Raw genomic sequence first — 17,650 nt, forward strand, 5'->3', positions numbered from 1 at the left:
TCTGCGTTTCAGGCAGGCAGCAGGATTTACTCCCGCCCGATCACCTTCACGCCGCCCATATAGGGCTGCAGCACGTCGGGGACCGCGATCGAGCCGTCCTCCTGCTGATAGGTCTCCATCACCGCGATCAGCGCGCGGCCGAGCGCGGTGCCCGAGCCGTTCAGCGTATGGACGAAGCGCGGCTTGCCGTCCGGACCGCGGGAACGCGCATCCATGCGTCGCGCCTGGAAGTCGCCGCAGACCGAGCAGCTCGAGATCTCGCGGAACGCGCCGCCCTCGCCCTGGCCCGGCATCCAGACCTCGATGTCGTAGGTTTTTTGCGACGAGAAACCCATATCTCCGGCGCAGAGCGTCATCACGCGATAATGCAGGCCGAGCCGTTGCAGCACCTGCTCGGCGCAGGACAGCATCCGCTCCAGCTCGTCCCTGCTGGTCTCGGGCGTCGTGATCGAAACCAGCTCGACCTTGGTGAACTGGTGCTGGCGGATCATGCCGCGCGTGTCGCGCCCCGCAGCACCCGCCTCGGCGCGGAAGCACGGCGTCAGTGCGGTGAGCCGCATCGGCAATTGCTTCTCGTCGAGGATGGATTCCCGCGCAAGGTTGGTGAGCGAGACCTCCGCGGTCGGGATCAGGCCGAGGCGCTCCGTCCGCAGCCGCTCCTGATCGGGCGATGCGAGCAGCTCGCCCTTGATTGCCCAGAACTGGTCGTCCTCGAATTTCGGCAGCTGTCCGGTGCCGAACATCACCTCGTTGCGCACCAAGAGCGGCGGATTGATCTCGGTATAGCCGTGCTCGTCGACGTGCAGATTGAGCATGAACTGACCGAGCGCACGCTCGAGCCGTGCCAGTCCCTTCTTCAGCACGACGAAGCGCGCGCCGGAGAGCTTTGCCGCCGCCTCGAAATCCATATAGCCGAGCGCCGTGCCGAGATCGTCATGCAGCTTCGGCGCGAAATTGTAGTTGCGCTTGTTGCCGAACACGTGGTGCTGCACGTTGCCGTGCTCGTCGACGCCATCGGGCACTTCGTCGAACGGAATGTTCGGGATCGCGGACAGCTCTTTGGTCAACTCCTCGTCGGCGGCCTTCGCTGCCGCTTCGAGGTCAGGCATCGTGGTCTTGAGCTCGGCGACTTCGGCCATCAGCTTGGCCGCACGCGCCTCGTCCTTGGCCTTCTTGGCGTCGCCGATCTCCTTCGAGGCCGCATTGCGCCGCGCCTGCGCCTGCTCGGACGCCAGGATCGCCGCGCGCCGTGTCTCGTCGATCGCCAGCAGCGAGGCCGACAGCGGCTTCAGGCCGCGCCGGGCGAGGCCGGCGTCGAAGGCTTGCGGATTGTCGCGGATCGATTTGATGTCGTGCATGGCTGTGGTCCTGGGGCTTGTTGCAGGCCTGCAAATCCTGGATTTGCATTCATGCAAACATGCAAATAGCCGCTCCCCCTAGCACAGCTGTCATCATCCGCGAAGGCGGATGATCCAGTATTCCAGAGACGGTAGTGAGTCCTCGACAGGCCGCGGCGTACTGGATTCCCCGCTCCAGTGCGCAACTGCGCACAAGGCGGGGAATGACAGCGGAGCTAACCGCCCCTACTCCGCCGGATTGGGCGGCGTCGATACGTCGGTACCGGTGGTGGCCTGCGCCGCGGCCGCCTTCTTCTCCACCATCGCCACCGCGATGATCGAGCCCTCATAGAGCGCCATCAGCGGAATTGCCAGCGAGCACTGGCTGATCACGTCGGGGGGCGTCAGCACGGCCGCGATGACGAAGGCGATGACGATGAAATAGCGCCGCTTCTCGCGCAGCATCTTCGAGGTGATAATGCCGATCCGCCCGAGCAGCGTCAGGATGACCGGAAGCTGGAAGGCGATGCCGAAGGCGAAGATCAACGACATCATCAGCGACAGATATTCACCGACCTTCGGCAACAGCTCGATCTTCGCGGTCTCGTCGCTGCCGAGCTGCTGCATGCCGAGCGAGAAGCGCGCCAGCATCGGGAACACGACGAAATAGACCAGCGCCGCACCCAGCACGAAAAAGAACGGCGTCGCGACCAGATACGGCAGGAAGGCCTGTTTCTCATGCTTGTAGAGCCCGGGCGCCACGAACATGTAGATCTGCCCCGCCACGATCGGGAACGAGATGAAGGCCGCGCCGAACATCGCCAGCTTCAGCTGGGTCAGGAAATATTCCAGGAACGCGGTGTAGATGAGCTTGGCGTTTGCGGGATCGCCGACGGCCAGGACATATGGCCATACCAACACGTTGAAGATCTGCTTGGCGAAGAAGAAGCAGAAGATGAACGCAATGCCGAAGCCGAGAAGCGCCTTGATCAGCCGCGAACGCAGCTCGATCAGATGGTCCATCAGCGGGGCTTTGCTGGCCTCGATATCGGCGTCGGTCATGACGCTTTGGCGTCCTTGATCGCTTCGGCTGGCGCGGTGTCCTGCGCAACCGGTGCCGGCTCGACCTCGCGGGTGATGGCGAGAGGCTCGTTGGCAGCCGCATGCGCTTCCGCTTCCATGAAGGTCGCAGGCGTCGGCGCTTCCGGCGTTGTTGGTGTTGCAGGCACTTCACTTGAAGTCGCCGTCGGATCGACAGCGGTTGTGGTCGTCGTCTCGGCCGGCTTGTCCAGCGCGTCGACGCGGAGCGCGTCGCTGACGTCCTTCTGGAGCGAGGTCAGCGGATTGAAGCCGGTGGCGGCTTCCTTGACCTCGTCGAAGCTCTTCTTGAGGTCGGCCATCTCGGCCTCGCGCATCGCTTCCTGGAATTGGCCCTGGAATTCGGCGGCCATCTTGCGCGCCTTGCCCATCCACTGCCCGACCATGCGCAGCACGCCCGGCAGCTCTTTCGGGCCGATGGCGATCAGGGCCACGACCCCGATGAGGACCAGTTCACTCCACCCGATGTCGAACATGAGGTCTTCCGTTCACGCGAAGCCGCAACCGGCCCAATCCCTTGCGCGCAGGATCGGGGCCGTAAGCCGCGTCTCGCGTGCTCTCTGGCTCAGACGGCCTTGCTGCCGACGTCGGACCGCGCCGCGGTCGGCGCATTGTTGTGCTCGATGGACTTGGCCGGCTCGGGCTTCTCGGCGGGCTTGTCGTCGTCCTGCATGCCCTTCTTGAATGCCTTGATGCCCTGCGCGACGTCGCCCATCAGATCCGAAATCTTGCCGCGGCCGAACAGCAGCAGGACCACTGCGATCACCAGGATCCAGTGCCAAATGCTGAGTGAACCCATCCTGCAACCCTCCAAACGCGCATGGCCGGGGGACCCGGCCGATCTTCACCGAAACCTAGGCTTGGCAGGTCTCAAAAACAAGGACCAAGGCAGCGCCAATTCGCTGTGGGCGCTACGTAATCTTGCTAGTGTTAACTGTCGCAGGGATCCGGCGGCGGACGGTACCGTCAGTCCTCGGCGCCGCCTTCGTTGCCGCCCTCTTCGTGGCTGCCTTCCGGCGCCGCTTCGGAAGTCTCGGGCTCGACCGCCGGTGCCAGCGCCAGATCCAGCTCCTCACCTGGTTCCAAGGGATCCTCGTCCTCGCGGAGCTGCGGATCGTCCGACGGGGTCGGCACGCTGAAGCCGGTCGGCAGGCGCGAATCCAGCAGGCCCGTGCCTTTCAGCTCCTCCAGACCCGGCAGATCGCCGAGCTGTTCCAGGGTGAACTGCGACAGGAACTCCTCGGTGGTTCCGAATGTCAGCGGACGGCCCGGCGTCTTGCGCCGGCCGCGCGGCTTGATCCAGCCGGTCTCCAGCAGCACGTCGAGCGTGCCCTTCGAGGTGACGACGCCGCGGATCTCCTCGATCTCGGCGCGCGTCACCGGCTGGTGATAGGCGATGATCGCCAGCACCTCGATCGCCGCGCGCGACAGGCGGCGGGTTTCGGTGCTCTCGCGCGTCATCAGCCAGGCGAGATCGCCGGCCGTGCGGAAGGTCCATTTGTTGGCGACGCGGACGAGATTCACACCGCGCAGCGCGTAGTCGGCCTGGAGCTGCTCGAGCGCGGCCTTGACGTCGACCCCTTCGGGCATGCGCTTGGCCAGCGTCGCGGTATCCAGCGGTTCACTCGACGCGAACAGCAGCGCTTCCAGCAGCCGCAATTCCTCGGGACGTGCCTGGGCTTCGTTCTCCATCGGCTCGGCCTCTTCTACCCGCACTTCAGCCAGGCTTGCCATGGCAGATTCTCCTTCTTGCACTTAAGCGACCGGCGCATCAGGCGCGGGAGCTGCGTCCGGGACCGGTTTCGGGCGCCCCTTCCGGAAATAGATGGGCGCAAATGCCTCTTTCTGATTCAGCTCCAGCTGCCCCTCGCGCACGAGTTCCAGCGCGGCGGCAAAGCTGGAGGCGAACACCGTCGCGCGCTGCGTCGGATCGGCGACGTGGCGGATCAGGAAGTCGTCGAGCACGCCCCAATCGTCCTGCTCGGTGATGCTGCCGACCAGCCGCTCCAGCGTGGCGCGCGCTTCGGCAAGCGACCACACCGTGCGCTTGGCCAGATGCACGCTTGCCAGCACGCGCGACTGGCGCTGCGAGGCATAGGCGGTGAGCAGATCGTACAGCGTCGCCGTGTATTTCGGATGCCGGATCTCGGCGATCTGCTCGGGCTCGCCGCGCGCGAAGATGTCACGCTGCAATTGCGGCCGGTTCATCAGGCGGTTGGCGGCCTCGCGAATGGCCTCCAGCCGGCGCAGGCGGTTGGCGAGCGCGGTGGCCATCTGCTCGGCGCTCGGGCCTTCCGCGCTCGGCGGCTCGGGCAGCAAGAGGCGCGACTTCAGGAAGGCGAGCCATGCCGCCATGACGAGATAGTCGGCGGCAAGCTCGAGCCGGATCTTTCGCGCGGCTTCGATGAAGTGGAGATATTGGTCGGCCAGCGCCAGGATCGAGATCTTGGCGAGATCGACCTTCTGCTGCCGCGCCAGCGCCAGCAGCAGGTCGAGCGGGCCCTCATAGCCCTCGACGTCCACCACCAACGCTGGCTCACCCTCGGCAAGCTCTGCGGGCCGCCCGGTTTCGAAAGATAGAATTTCTGCGGTCATGCGGATGCCGTGTTTGCCCGTGCGATCAATGCGTCCAGCTCAGTGCGTGCGGCGACGCGGTCGAGCGGCTGCGGCGCCTTGCGGGCGGCGAGCGCGGCATTCGCCCGCGCCAGCGCCCGGCCCGACAGTTCGGGCGTCTCACCGGCAACCGCGCGCATTTCCTCGATATTGCCGTTGCAATGCAGCGCCACGTCGCAGCCGGCCGCGAAGATGGCGCGGGTCCGCTCGGCGATATTCCCCGACAGCGCGTTCATCGACACGTCATCACTCATCAACAAACCCTGGAACCCGATTGCGCCGCGAATCACGTCAGCAATCATTGTCGCAGATGTCGTCGCCGGATGGGCGGGGTCGACCGCGCTAAACACAACATGTGCAGTCATCGCCATCGGCAGGTCCGACAGCGGCTTGAACGCGGCGAAATCGGTCCGTTCCAGCTCATCCCTCGGCGTATCCACCGTCGGCAGCTTGAAATGGGTGTCCGCGGTGGCGCGGCCATGGCCGGGAATGTGTTTGAGCACCGGCAACACGCCGCCCTGCTCCAGCCCTTCCGTCACGGCCCGCGCGATCGCCGCGACCTTGGCGGGTGCCGTGCCGTAAGCCCGGTTGCCGATCACGGCATCGGCGCCCGGCACCGGCACGTCAGCGAGCGGCAGGCAATCCACGGTAATGCCGAGATCGGCGAGATCGGCCGCGATCAGGCGGGCCGACAGGCGCGCTGCGGTGAGGCCCAGCGCCGAATCAGTATCGTACAAGGACGAGAAAACAGCGCCCGGCGGATACACCGGCCAGTGCGGCGGCCCCAGCCGCTGCACCCTCCCGCCTTCCTGGTCGATCAGCACAGGCGCGTCGGGGGCACCTGCCACGGTGCGCAATTCGGCAACCAATGCAGCGACTTGAGCCGGGGTTGCGACATTGCGCTTGAAGAGGATGAAACCCCACGGGCGCTGCTCGCGGATAAACTCCCGCTCGGCGGCGGTCAGTTCCGTTCCGGTAACGCCGGTAATGAAGGCCCGCGTGCTCATAACGGCCGATTAACCCTGACCCGCGAGGGGGTCAAGGAAACGGCCGTTAATTCCTCTGGATGAAGCAGCTCGGCAGGCCGGCCGCCTTCAGGTTGTTGCAAGCCTGCGTCGCTTCTTCGGCCGACGCGTAGGGACCGGCGAACGCGCGGTACACGATTCCCTTGCCCTTGTCGGTGAGATCCACCCGCTTGATCACCGGTGAGCGCGATCCGAGCACGCTGCCGTACTTGCCCTGAAGGACCCGGTAGGAGGCGTGCGCGCTGTCCTCGCTCTGTTGCGAGGAGACCTGCACGATGTAACCGCCACCGCCGCTGCTGGAAGGCGCGATCTGAGTCGGAGTGGTCGCAGCCATCCGTTGGGGCGGCGGCTCGGCCGCAGGAGCCGATTGCGGCGCCAACGACATCGGTTGATTGACACTGGCATTGGCCGAGGTCGGCGGGTTGCGCGATGCCGGCGGCGGTGCGACGGGCGCGGCAACAGGCTTCGGCGCGGCCGTGGGCTTGGCGGCGGCCGATTGCGGCGTGGCGCTGTCGGTCTGATCGCCCTTCACGGCGACAGTCCTGATCGGGCGCGGCGAATTGTTCGGCAGCGTGCCGTTGCTGGCGCCCGGCGGCGGTACCGCGGACGGCGATACGCTCGCGACCGACGGCGGGTTCGCATTCTGGTTCAGTGGCGGGAACACCACGCGGGGACCGCCCGCCTTGGCGTTGACGTCGACCGGAGCCTCTTCGCGCGGCACGATCTTCTCGGTGCCGTCGCCGGTCACCATGCGATCCGGCACCTTGGACGCGGAGTCGGACGGCGCAGGCACGATCTTGGTCGGGGTGTTATCGGCCTTGATGATCGGCGGCTCGCCGCTGCGGGGCGAGCCGATATAGGTCTTGTAGGCGAAGGCAGCCCCCGTGCCGACCACGGCCAGCGCCAGGATCGCGGCGACCGTCATCATGCCGCCGCGCTGCTTCCTGGGCTCGTTGACCTCCGCATCGGGATAGTCGCTCTGATACGCGTAGGGATCGTCCGGATAGGCCGGCTCGCGCTGATAGTCCTGCTCGCCGGCCTCGAGCCGGCCGTAGAGCGCATCGTCGTAGCGCGCCGGATCGGGCTGCTGATACGGCTCCTGATAGGCCGGTTGCTGGTAGGCCTGATCCTGCTGCGGGTAAACCGGCTGCTGGTGAGCCTGCCCCTGATGGACTTGATCCTGATAGGTGTGATCCGGATAAGCCTGCGGCTGACGAAGATCAGGCTCGGGCGCGGCCGGCTGGGCCGAATAGCGATGCAGCGGATGGACCGGATTTACGGACACGGGATAATCAGGCTCGGAGGCCGGTACCGGCTGCACGTTGGCGCGCCGCATCCATGAGGGGGGCGCCGGCGCTGCCGGCTCGGCGTAGTCCTGCTGATAATCGTCCTGCCGGTAGTCGTCTTGCTGATAGCCCTGGGCAGGCGCAGGCGGTGTTGGCGCGTGCGCGCCGGGCCGCGACTGCGCCGCGAAGGGATCGGTCTGTCCGATCAGGCGGGCGAGCTCGGCCAAGGGATCGCTTTCCGCCTTGCCATGCTGGACGCCACCGCGACCGTAGTCGTCGGAGGGAAACGGTCTGTCCTGATATCGTTCGGCCATCGTGATGATGCGTCCCTTCGGGAAAGCCGCGCGCCCCTCGACCAAGGCACGGCTTTCGACCCACAAGGCTTTCAACCAAGTCTAAGCGATCCGGCTTCTGCCGGTTACCCCCAACTATTCCCCTTAAGTAGTTCGCCCCAAACTACCGCATCTCGTTCGGGGCATGGACGCCGAGGATGGCGAGGCCCGATGCCAGAACCGAGACGACGCCCTGGACCATGGCCAGCCGCGCCTTCGTTAGATCTGCATCATTATTGATAATGAAGCGTAAATAGGGCAAATCGCGCCCCTTCGTCCAAAGTGCGTGAAATTCGCTCGCTAAGTCATAGAGATAAAAGGCAATACGGTGCGGCTCATGGGCCGCGGCGGCGGCTTCGAGCATGCGAGGATATATTGCGAGCCGCTTGAGAAGTTCAAGCTCGACCGGGTCCGACAGGCGTTCCACCGCCGACTCACTGAGCCAGGCGATCCGCTTGCCGGCGTCCTCCGGCAGGTCCGGGAACACCTCCGCCCGCGCGTTGCGGAAAATCGAGTGGCCGCGGGCGTGGCCGTACTGGACGTAGAACACCGGGTTTTCGCGCGACTGCTCCATGACCTTGGCAAGGTCGAAGTCGAGCACCGCGTCGTTCTTGCGGTACAGCATCATGAAGCGGACGGCATCCTGGCCGACTTCATCCACCACCTCACGCAAGGTGACGAAGTCCCCGCTCCGCTTCGACATTTTCACCGGCTCGCCGTTGCGCAAGAGCTTCACGAGCTGGACGATCTTGACGTCGAGCGATCCCTTGCCCGACGTCGTCGCCTTCACCGCCGCCTGCATGCGCTTGATGTAGCCGCCATGGTCGGCGCCCCAGACGTCGATCATCTCCGCAAAACCACGGTCGAACTTGTTCTTGTGGTAGGCGATGTCGGAGGCGAAGTAGGTGTAGGAATTGTCGGACTTGATCAGCGGACGATCGACGTCGTCGCCATAGGCGGTCGCCTTGAACAGCAACTGCTCGCGGTCTTCCCAATCCTCGACCGGCGCGCCCTTCGGCGGCGGCAGGCGGCCTTCGTAAATGTCGCCCTTGGCCTTGAGGAAATCGATGGTCTCGGCAACCTTGTTGTTGCCGGTCTCGATCAGCGAGCGCTCCGAGAAAAACACGTCATGGCGGATGTTCAGGGCGGCGAGATCGTCCTTGATCTCGTCCATCATCATCGCAATTGCCTTCGCGCGCACGGTCGGCAGCCACTCGGGCTCGCTCATCGCGCGCAGCTTGTCGCCGTGCTCCGTCGCGAGCGCCTGCCCGACCGGCTTCAGATAATCACCGGGATAGAGGCCTTCCGGGATCGCGCCGATGTCCTCGCCGAGCGCCTCGCGGTAGCGCAGGAACGCGGAGCGCGCGAGCACGTCGACCTGGGCGCCGGCGTCGTTGATGTAATATTCGCGCGTGACGTCGTGGCCGCCGAACTGCAGCAGGCTCGCCAGCGCATCGCCGAACACGGCGCCACGGCAATGGCCGACATGCATCGGCCCGGTCGGGTTGGCCGAGACGTATTCGACGTTGACCTTGGAGCCGCCGCGGACACGGCCGTAATCGGCGGCCTCACGCAGCACGGTCCGCAGCGCCTCGGCCCAGGCGGCCGGCTTCAAGGTCAGATTGATGAAGCCGGGACCGGCGACGTCGACCTTGGCGATCAGCGCGTCAGTGCGCAGCCGTTCGGCGATCTGCTCGGCGAGGTCGCGGGGCTTGGCCTTCGCCTCTTTGGCCAGCACCATCGCGGCATTGGTCGCCATGTCGCCATGGGACGCATCGCGCGGCGGCTCGACCACCACACGCGCGAAATCGATGCCCTCGGGCCAGCCGGCGTCCTTCGCAAGCGCGCGGCAGACGGCGTGCACGCGTGCGAGCACATCGGCGAACAAATGCAGGGATGAGGAGGTCTGGGGCATGGCCGCCGCCTAACGCAAATCGGGGGTCGAGTCAAAGAGCCGCTGGTGCTCGGTCAGGGCGAAACGGTCGGTCATCCCGGCAATGAAATTGCCGATCCGGCGGGCCCGGTCGCCCTCATTGTCGCCTTGCGCCCCCACCAGCCATTCCGGCGGCAGTTCGGCCGGCGCCTTCAGGTATTTCGCGAACAGGTCGAACAGGATCTGCTCGGCCTCCCCCATCACCCGCATCACCCGCTTGTGGCGGTACATGTGCTGGTAGAGGAAGGTCTTGATGGCGGCCTCCTCCTCCGCGACCTCGGGCGGGAACGCGACCAGGGCCCGGCTCTGCTGGCGCACGTCCTGGGCCGATTGCGGCTTCACCGCGGCGAGGTTCTTCTGCGCCTCCGCGAACACCGCGCCGATCAGATGCGAGATCAGCTCGCGCACCAGCTCGGCCCCGCGCCTGAGGTCGTCGAGATCGGGATAATGCGCGGAGGTCTCGGCGATGATCTCGGCGGTGAGCGGCATCACCTTGAGATCGTCGAGATGGAACAGGCCGGCGCGCAGGCCGTCGTCGATGTCGTGGGCGTCATAGGCGATGTCGTCGGCGATGGCCGCGACCTGCGCCTCCAGCGAGGCGAAGCTCCACAATTCGAGGTCGTAAGTCTTGATGTAGTCGGCGATGCCGACGGGAATGCCGTGCTCGCGATAGCGCCCGACCGGCGCGCCGCTGCGATCGGTGAGCGGGCCGTTGTGCTTGACGATGCCTTCCAGCGACTCCCAGGTCAGGTTGAGCCCGTCGAATTCAGGATAGCGGTGCTCCAGCGAACCGACGACGCGCAAGGTCTGGGCGTTGTGGTCGAAGCCGCCAAAGTCTTTCAGGCAGGCGTCCAGCGCCCGCTCCCCGGCATGGCCGAACGGGGGATGACCGAGATCGTGGGCGAGCGCCAGTGTTTCGGTGAGGTCCTCGTCCAGCCCGAGTTGCCGGGCCAGCGCACGGGCGATCTGCGCCACCTCCAGCGAATGGGTCAGCCGGGTGCGGTAGTGATCGCCCTCGTGGAACACGAACACCTGGGTCTTGTACTTCAGGCGGCGGAAGGCGGTGGAATGGATCACCCGGTCGCAATCCCGCCGGAACGGGCTGCGGGTCCGGCTCGGCGGCTCCGCGACCAGCCGGCCGCGGCTGCGGTCGGGATCGCAGGCATAGGTCGCGCGGGGGGCTGCCATTCCGACGGACACGACGAATTTAGTCCCTATCCATTTGATTCTGCGTATCCTTGCACTTAACTATGCCGGACGCGGGATACCAAATGAATTGGATATGACCGCGGGACTATCGGAGACCTGAGATGACGACTGACGTAACCATCAGTGACCGCGCCGCACGCCGGATTGGGGAAATCCTCAAGGGCGAAGGTGCCGGCGCGATGCTGCGCATCTCCGTCGAGGGCGGCGGCTGCTCGGGTTTCCAGTACAAGTTCGACATCGACCGCGCGCGGACCGACGACGATCTCGTGATCGAGCAGGACAATGCGGTGGTGCTGGTCGATTCCGCCTCGCAGCCGTTCCTGGCGGGCTCGCAGGTCGATTTCGTCGATGACCTGATCGGCGCCTCGTTCCGCGTCAACAACCCGAACGCGACGGCATCCTGCGGCTGCGGGACGAGCTTCTCGATCTAACGCCGCTTAGGCGCCGGTAATCTGCCTTTCCTCGTCCGTCCACTCCACGTCCGACGGTATCAGTGCGGGCTGAAGCGGCGCCTCCTCCGACATCGTGAATCCGTCGAGCGCACGCAGCAGGGCCGCGACCAGCGCCGGCTTGCGCAGCGGCTTGGCCAGGAAATCCGACATGCCGGCCTCGCGGCATATCTTGACGTCTTCGGAGAAAGCGTTGGCCGTCAGCGCGATGATCGGCAAGGCCGCAAAGCGCCCGCCTTGCGCGCGGATGGCGCGGGTGGCGGCGAGCCCATCCATGTCGGGCATGCGCACGTCCATCAGCACGACATCGTAATTGCCTTCGGAGGCTGCCGCGACGGCCTCGGTCCCGTCCGTGACGACACGCAGCTCGACGTCGAAGGCCCCCAGCATCTTGCTCACGACCATGCGGTTGACGGCATCGTCCTCCGCGACGAGCACTTTCAGCGGCCGATCGAGGCCGGCGATACGGGTCTTGAGCTCGTCGGCCTCATCGCGGTCCGACGCCTGTTCGGATGCCTGTGCCTGGCTCCAGGGCAGCACCAGCGTGAAACGGAAGGTCGAGCCCTGCCCCGGCGTCGAGGTGACGCCGATGGTGCCGCCCATCTGCTCGATGATGCGCCTGCTGATCGCAAGGCCAAGACCGGTGCCGCCGAAGCGGCGACTGATCGAGGCATCGGCCTGCGCGAAGTCGCTGAACAGCTGGCCGAGCTTTTCGGGGGCGATGCCGATGCCGCTGTCGGTCACCGTCCATTCGACGGTCGCGAGCAGGTCGCGGCGCGCCTGGCAGGTCGCAGCGATCGTCACCTCGCCCTGATCGGTGAACTTCACCGCGTTGGATGCGAGGTTGAGCAGCACCTGCCTGATACGCGCGACGTCGCCGCGCAGTGTCGGCGGCAGGTTCGGGTCGAGCTCCAGCTTGACCGTCAGCCCCTTGCCCTTGGCGCTCGCGCGCACCACGGTGGCGACCGCCTCGACCAGTGCCTGCGGCGCGAAGTCGATCGCCTCGAAGGTGAAGCGTCCGGCTTCGAGCTTGGACAGGTCGAGGATGTCGTTGAGGATGCGCTGCAGATTGTCGCCGGACTCGCGGATCGTGGTGACGGCCTCGCGCTGCTCCGGATCAAGACTGGTTTCGAGCAGCATGCTGGCAAGCCCGAGCACGCCGTTCATGGGCGTGCGGATCTCGTGGCTCATCACGGCGAGGAAGTCGGATTTGGCGCGGCTCTCGGCCTCGGCCTTCTCCGCGCGCCAGCGCTCGGTCACGTCGCGCCCGAAGCCGCGATAGCCGAGGAACTGTCCCGCGCGATCGTAAGCGGGCTTTGCCGTCAGCGACCACAGCCGAGCCTCGCCGCCGGCGACGACCTTGAGGTTCATCTCGTGCAGCGGCTCGGCATGCTCCATCAGGCCGACGATGTTGTAGGCCGCGGACTTGTCCTCGGGGCACAGCATGTCGAGCACATCCGAGAAGTGCGATCCTTTCAGCAGCGGCAACGGCAATTGCGCGACGTCGGCGAAGCGCTGGGGCACGTCGACCAGGTGTCCCTCGGCATCGGTCTGCCACAGCCAGTCGCTGGCGTTCTCCTGAAAGTCCTTCAGCAGCAGCGAGATGATCTCGGTCTGCCGCTCGAGCTCGAGCTGGGCCTTGAGATTGCCGAGGAACAGGTTGCCTTGCGAGACGATGTTGCGCGCCATGAAAAACGCGAACAGCAGCAGGAACACCGCGGTCACCAGATACGGCCCGGTGCCGCACAGCAGCAGCGCGCCCGCGCAGCCGACCGTCATGGTGGCGAGATAGACCAGCCCGGCGCGCGGGAAGGTCGAGAACGTGAAGGCGCCGCCGGACATCATGCCGACCATCAGGCAGGCCAGGATCAGCTGGCTGGTCGGCTCGATGCGGCTGAACAGCGCCAGCGGCAGCGTGCCCCAGATCGCCGCAAGAAAAAACGCCTGCCGCAGCATGTGCCGCGCGGCACGAGGCGAGGCCTCCTGCGGCGGATTCCGATGCGACCGCCGCCACGACCGAAACGCGATCAGGGCAACGGCTGCGAGCGTCAGGCCCCAGATCGCGAGGAAGTCGTTCCAGCCCCTGCCCCAGAACAGGATCAGCACGATGGCGACGTTGAGCATCGTCACCGCCATCGTCACCGGGATCAGCCGCGTCACGGCGTCGATCTGCTTGGCGCGGATGCGGCGGATCTCGCGCTCGCTGAGACCGGCGGTCAGGCCGTCCTCGATCTCGAAGCCGCCGAGCCAATACAGGAACGCGCCGATCAGGCCGTCACGCGGCGCAGTTCGCTTCATCGATTTGTCCGGCCATCCCATTCCGAGGAACCTTTTCCGTATCAATGGCCTGCGGCCGGCTTAAGCCGGGTTAATTTTGTGGGAGATTTTGCGGCGTCCTTGACGGGCGCGTTTGCATTTTGTTCTAACCAAAGCCCCTGCCCGGAGCCCTCCCCATGCCCATCAGAGTTGCCACCTGGAACGTGAACTCCGTCCGGCAGCGGATCGACCTGCTGCTGACCTGGCTGAAGGAGTGCCAGCCGGACATCGTCTGCCTCCAGGAGATCAAATGCGTCGACGAGGCCTTTCCGCGGCTGGAGATCGAGGCGCTGGGCTACAACGTGGTCACCCACGGGCAGAAGACCTTCAACGGCGTCGCCCTGCTCTCCAAGCTCCGCTTCGACGAGACCAAGTCGGGGCTCGCCGGCGACGACGAGGATGCCCATGCCCGCTTCCTCGAGGGCGTGGTGACACTGAAATCCGGCGTGCTGCGCATCGCCTGCCTCTATCTGCCCAACGGCAATCCGGTTGGCACCGAGAAATATCCCTACAAGCTCAAATGGATGTCGCGGCTTCTTGAGTATTCGAAGGAGCGTCTTAAGACCGAGGAGCCGCTGATCCTCGCAGGCGACTTCAACGTCATCCCGCATGCCCGCGACGTGCATAACCCCGCCGCCTGGACCGAGGACGCCCTGTTCAAGCCCGAGACGCGGGAAAGCTTCCAGTCCCTGCTCGGCCTCGGCCTGACCGATGCCCTGCGCGCCGTCACCGACGAGCCCAACCTCTACACGTTCTGGGACTACCAGGCCGGGGCCTGGCAGAAGAATCAGGGCCTGCGGATCGACCATCTGCTGCTGTCGCCGCAGGCCAGCGACAAGCTCGCCAATGTCGGGATCGACAGCTATGTGCGCGGCTGGGAGAAGCCGTCGGACCACGTTCCGGTGTGGGCGGATCTGGATCTGGAGGCGGCGTAACGTTCGCAGAGCTGGTGGGCGCGCTGCGCTTTGCCCACCCTGCAGCACCGATCGCGGCGCCTACTCGCGGCGGTCCTTCACCCACTGCTCCAGCAATTGCAGGCACATGGCGCGGTCGTCGTCGGAGGCCTTGGCGAAGGCGCGGTTGTAGCTTTCCTTGATCCAGGTCTCTTCAGTGCCGGCACTGTCGCGCGCCAGGGTCAGCCACATCAGGCCGCGCGCGGCCTGCCGCGGCAGACGGTCGCCGTTGAAAAGCATCTGGCCGAGCAGCGCCTGCGCCTCGTGCTGGCCCTTCTGGGCGGCAAGGCCCAGCCAGCGCGCGCCGTAGCGGAAATCCTCACGCGAGGCGTCCGGCGTCTTCAGGTAGAGCCGGGCGAGATCGTATTGCGCGTCGGCATTGCCGAAATAGGAGGCCGCATAGGAGAACATCTCCCGAGCCCGCTCCGGGTCCGACTTGACCTTCGAGTTCGGGATGCCGCTGAGATAGTAGCGGCCGAGCGCGACAAAGGCATTGGCCACGATCTGGGCCTGCGGCGCCGACGGGCTGTCCTCGGCATGCGCGTTGGCGATCCGGCTGAAATACTCGAAGGCGCGCAGATCATCCTGGGTGACGCCGTCGCCATTGGCGTACATGCGGCCGAGTTTCCACTGCGCAATGGGATGACCGCCCTCGGCGGCATATTGCAAGGCGCTGAGCGAAGTCTCCTGGGTCACCGGCGCGACCTTGCCGCGCACGTTCGCCGCGGTCCCCGGCAACGCGGTCACGACCGGAATGGTAGCGTCCTTCGGGTTGACCGGAGCGCCATCGAAGGCGAGCGCCGGCGCGGCCAGCGCACTGGCCCCCAACACGAACGCAACGATGGCACGCCTAGATGTCCGCATAGCACTGTTTCTCGTGCGCGCCGCCCGGATGGGTCACTGCCCCCCCGACCGCCGGTCCAACTTGCTGAGCATACTTCCAGAGCGCACCCGACGTGTGGTTAGTCGCGCGAGCGCTCCATTTGGTCTTGCGTTGAGCGAGCTCGGTGTCGCTCAATTTTACGTTAAGGGTACCGACAACCGCGTCGATCTCGATGATGTCGCCGTCCTCGAGCAGCCCGATCGGGCCGCCGACCGCCGCCTCAGGCCCGACATGGCCGATGCAGAAGCCGCGGGTGGCGCCGGAGAAGCGGCCGTCGGTGATGAGCGCGATCTTGCCGCCCATGCCCTGGCCGGTCAGCGCCGCGGTGGTCTGGAGCATTTCCCGCATGCCGGGGCCGCCCTTGGGCCCCTCGTAGCGGATCACGATGACTTCGCCTTCGCGGTAGGTGCGCTTCTGGACGGCCTCGAAAGCATCCTCCTCACGGTCGAAGCACCTGGCCGGACCGGTAAACTTGAGGTTGGACATTCCCGCGACTTTCACGATCGCACCTTCTGGCGCCAAATTGCCCTTTAGACCGACCACACCGCCTGTGACGGTGATGGGCTTGTCTGCGGGGTGCACCACGTCCTGGTGCGGATTCCACTTCACGCTCTTGAGGTTTTCGGCGATCGTGCGGCCCGTGACGGTGAGGCAATCACCGTGCAGGAAACCGTTGTCGAGCAGCGTCTTCATCAGAAGCGGTATGCCACCTACTTCAAACATGTCTTTGGCGACATAACGGCCACCCGGCTTCAAATCCGCGACATATGGTGTCTTTTTGAAGATTTCGGCGACGTCGAATAGGTCGAACTTGATGCCGCATTCGTGCGCGATCGCCGGCAGGTGCAGTGCAGCATTGGTCGAGCCGCCGGAGGCCGCGACAACGGCGGCTGCGTTCTCGAGCGCCTTGAGGGTCACGATGTCGCGCGGCCGGATGTTCTGGGCGATCAGGTCCATGACCTTCTCTCCCGCGGTCATGCAGAAGGCGTCGCGGATTTCGTACGGTGCGGGGGCACCGGCCGAGTAAGGCAGCGCAAGGCCGATCGCCTCGGACACGGTCGCCATGGTGTTGGCGGTGAACTGCGCACCGCAGGCGCCCGCCGAGGGGCACGCCACGCGCTCGATCTCGTCGAGGTCCTCGTCCGACATGGCGCCGACCGAGTGCTTGCCGACGGCCTCGAACATGTCCTGCACGGTGACCTGCTGGCCCCGGAACGTGCCGGGCAGGATCGAGCCGCCATAGATGAAGATCGAGGGCACGTTGAGACGGACCATCGCCATCATCATGCCCGGCAGCGACTTGTCGCAGCCGGCGAGCCCGACCAGCGCGTCATAGGCATGGCCGCGTACGGTGAGCTCGACGGAATCGGCGATGCATTCACGCGACGGCAGCGAGGAGCGCATGCCGTCATGGCCCATGGCGATGCCGTCGGTCACGGTGATGGTGCAGAATTCGCGCGGCGTGCCGCCGGCCGACGCCACGCCCTTCTTCACCGCCTGGGCCTGGCGCATCAGGGCGATGTTGCAGGGAGCGGCTTCGTTCCAGCACGAGGCGACGCCGACGAAGGGCTGGTGGATCTGCTCGGTGGTCAGACCCATGGCGTAGAAATAGGAGCGATGGGGCGCGCGCGCGGGGCCTTCCGTCACGTGACGGCTCGGCAGCCTCTGCTTGTCAATCTTCGCGCCCATCGCAAACCAGTTTCCCCGGTCAACCCTTTCAGACCCGAAAAATCAGAGCCAAGATTTGAATCGACCTTGGGGATTTTCCGGCGCCTCCGGAGGACCGCCGCTGCCCTAAAACATTAGAGCGATTTTATTCATGTTTGGGTGTGGCCAAAAAGCGGCGGTGATGCGAACCACCGGTGATGAAGGTTAAATCCAAAATGAGTGTTGCGTAGACAGCACAATCGTTACCGGGAAGACACGGGGTGCGTACTTCGTTACCTCCTTGCGAGGACGACACACAACCTCTGATTTCATAACGCATGAGATGCGCCATCCCCTCGCTCCCGCGACAAGATGCACGCAAGTGAGTCGGCGCATCCCCGCGCTCTCGACGCCGTCTTGCAAGGGCCATGCGTTCGCATTCTCGCGGCTCAATTCGCCCGAGCTTTGCTTCGTTTCGCGACCCTCGTGGCCAAGAGGGTGCAGGGAAGGCCGGGTGCCGGCTCGCACCCGCGGTCCGCTGCGCGAAATGCACACGCAGGAAGAACCGC

The 17,650-nt window shown here is 65.4% G+C and carries 15 protein-coding genes; 2 read left to right on the plus strand and 13 right to left on the minus strand.

Annotated features, from left to right (window positions below; genetic code table 11):
- Positions 1 to 26 precede the first annotated feature (26 nt).
- From serS to CO669_RS23835, 10 genes are all read right to left on the minus strand, one after another.
- Positions 27 to 1,358 (minus strand): serine--tRNA ligase, encoded by a 1,332-nt coding sequence (gene serS, locus CO669_RS23790; RefSeq protein ID WP_097662365.1) that lies wholly within the window; start codon positions 1,356 to 1,358, stop codon positions 27 to 29.
- A 225-nt stretch (positions 1,359 to 1,583) separates the two neighbouring features.
- Positions 1,584 to 2,399 carry a twin-arginine translocase subunit TatC gene (gene tatC / locus CO669_RS23795; RefSeq protein ID WP_097662366.1) on the minus strand — a complete coding sequence of 272 codons (816 nt, stop codon included), beginning with the start codon at positions 2,397 to 2,399 and terminating at the stop codon, positions 1,584 to 1,586.
- On the minus strand, positions 2,396 to 2,911 hold the full coding sequence (gene tatB / locus CO669_RS23800; RefSeq protein ID WP_097662367.1) for a Sec-independent protein translocase protein TatB: 516 nt from the start codon (positions 2,909 to 2,911) through the stop codon (positions 2,396 to 2,398). Before tatB ends, tatC begins: the two co-directional genes overlap by 4 nt.
- Before the next feature lie 89 nt (positions 2,912 to 3,000).
- Positions 3,001 to 3,234: a twin-arginine translocase TatA/TatE family subunit gene (locus CO669_RS23805; RefSeq protein ID WP_028145381.1), complete on the minus strand. Its 234-nt coding sequence runs from the start codon at positions 3,232 to 3,234 to the stop codon at positions 3,001 to 3,003.
- Between the two features lie 167 nt (positions 3,235 to 3,401).
- The gene (gene scpB, locus CO669_RS23810) at positions 3,402 to 4,169 is read right to left on the minus strand and encodes an SMC-Scp complex subunit ScpB (RefSeq protein ID WP_198964227.1); all 768 of its coding nucleotides are present in this window, start codon (positions 4,167 to 4,169) and stop codon (positions 3,402 to 3,404) included.
- Between the two features lie 21 nt (positions 4,170 to 4,190).
- On the minus strand, positions 4,191 to 5,030 hold the full coding sequence (locus CO669_RS23815) for a segregation and condensation protein A (RefSeq protein ID WP_063194647.1): 840 nt from the start codon (positions 5,028 to 5,030) through the stop codon (positions 4,191 to 4,193).
- The gene (nagZ, locus tag CO669_RS23820) at positions 5,027 to 6,055 is read right to left on the minus strand and encodes a beta-N-acetylhexosaminidase (RefSeq protein ID WP_097662369.1); all 1,029 of its coding nucleotides are present in this window, start codon (positions 6,053 to 6,055) and stop codon (positions 5,027 to 5,029) included. Before nagZ ends, CO669_RS23815 begins: the two co-directional genes overlap by 4 nt.
- 46 nt (positions 6,056 to 6,101) lie before the next feature.
- On the minus strand, positions 6,102 to 7,673 hold the full coding sequence (locus CO669_RS23825; protein WP_097662389.1) for an SPOR domain-containing protein: 1,572 nt from the start codon (positions 7,671 to 7,673) through the stop codon (positions 6,102 to 6,104).
- A gap of 142 nt (positions 7,674 to 7,815) precedes the next feature.
- Positions 7,816 to 9,606, minus strand: coding sequence for an arginine--tRNA ligase (gene argS, locus CO669_RS23830; RefSeq protein ID WP_097662370.1), 1,791 nt, complete (start codon positions 9,604 to 9,606; stop codon positions 7,816 to 7,818).
- Between the two features lie 9 nt (positions 9,607 to 9,615).
- Positions 9,616 to 10,812 (minus strand): deoxyguanosinetriphosphate triphosphohydrolase, encoded by a 1,197-nt coding sequence (locus CO669_RS23835; RefSeq protein WP_245444454.1) that lies wholly within the window; start codon positions 10,810 to 10,812, stop codon positions 9,616 to 9,618.
- A 122-nt stretch (positions 10,813 to 10,934) separates the two neighbouring features.
- On the opposite strand from CO669_RS23835, the gene erpA reads away from it, so the two are divergent.
- Positions 10,935 to 11,264: an iron-sulfur cluster insertion protein ErpA gene (gene erpA / locus CO669_RS23840; RefSeq protein WP_097662372.1), complete on the plus strand. Its 330-nt coding sequence runs from the start codon at positions 10,935 to 10,937 to the stop codon at positions 11,262 to 11,264.
- 6 nt (positions 11,265 to 11,270) lie between these two features.
- Here the strand turns inward: erpA and CO669_RS23845 are convergent, their stop codons facing one another.
- Positions 11,271 to 13,601, minus strand: coding sequence for an ATP-binding protein (locus tag CO669_RS23845; RefSeq protein WP_097662373.1), 2,331 nt, complete (start codon positions 13,599 to 13,601; stop codon positions 11,271 to 11,273).
- A gap of 134 nt (positions 13,602 to 13,735) precedes the next feature.
- Between CO669_RS23845 and xth the strand changes: the two genes are divergently transcribed.
- On the plus strand, positions 13,736 to 14,533 hold the full coding sequence (gene xth, locus CO669_RS23850) for an exodeoxyribonuclease III (RefSeq protein ID WP_097662374.1): 798 nt from the start codon (positions 13,736 to 13,738) through the stop codon (positions 14,531 to 14,533).
- A gap of 60 nt (positions 14,534 to 14,593) precedes the next feature.
- On the opposite strand, the gene CO669_RS23855 is transcribed toward xth, so the two are convergent.
- Both CO669_RS23855 and ilvD read right to left on the minus strand, forming a co-directional pair.
- The gene (locus CO669_RS23855; protein WP_097662375.1) at positions 14,594 to 15,415 is read right to left on the minus strand and encodes a tetratricopeptide repeat protein; all 822 of its coding nucleotides are present in this window, start codon (positions 15,413 to 15,415) and stop codon (positions 14,594 to 14,596) included.
- Positions 15,402 to 17,123: a dihydroxy-acid dehydratase gene (gene ilvD, locus CO669_RS23860; RefSeq protein ID WP_097662376.1), complete on the minus strand. Its 1,722-nt coding sequence runs from the start codon at positions 17,121 to 17,123 to the stop codon at positions 15,402 to 15,404. The genes CO669_RS23855 and ilvD overlap by 14 nt, the downstream gene beginning before the upstream one ends.
- Positions 17,124 to 17,650 lie beyond the last annotated feature (527 nt).

It is taken from the genome of Bradyrhizobium sp. Y36 (assembly GCF_002531575.1).
Classification (GTDB): Bacteria; Pseudomonadota; Alphaproteobacteria; order Rhizobiales; family Xanthobacteraceae; genus Bradyrhizobium.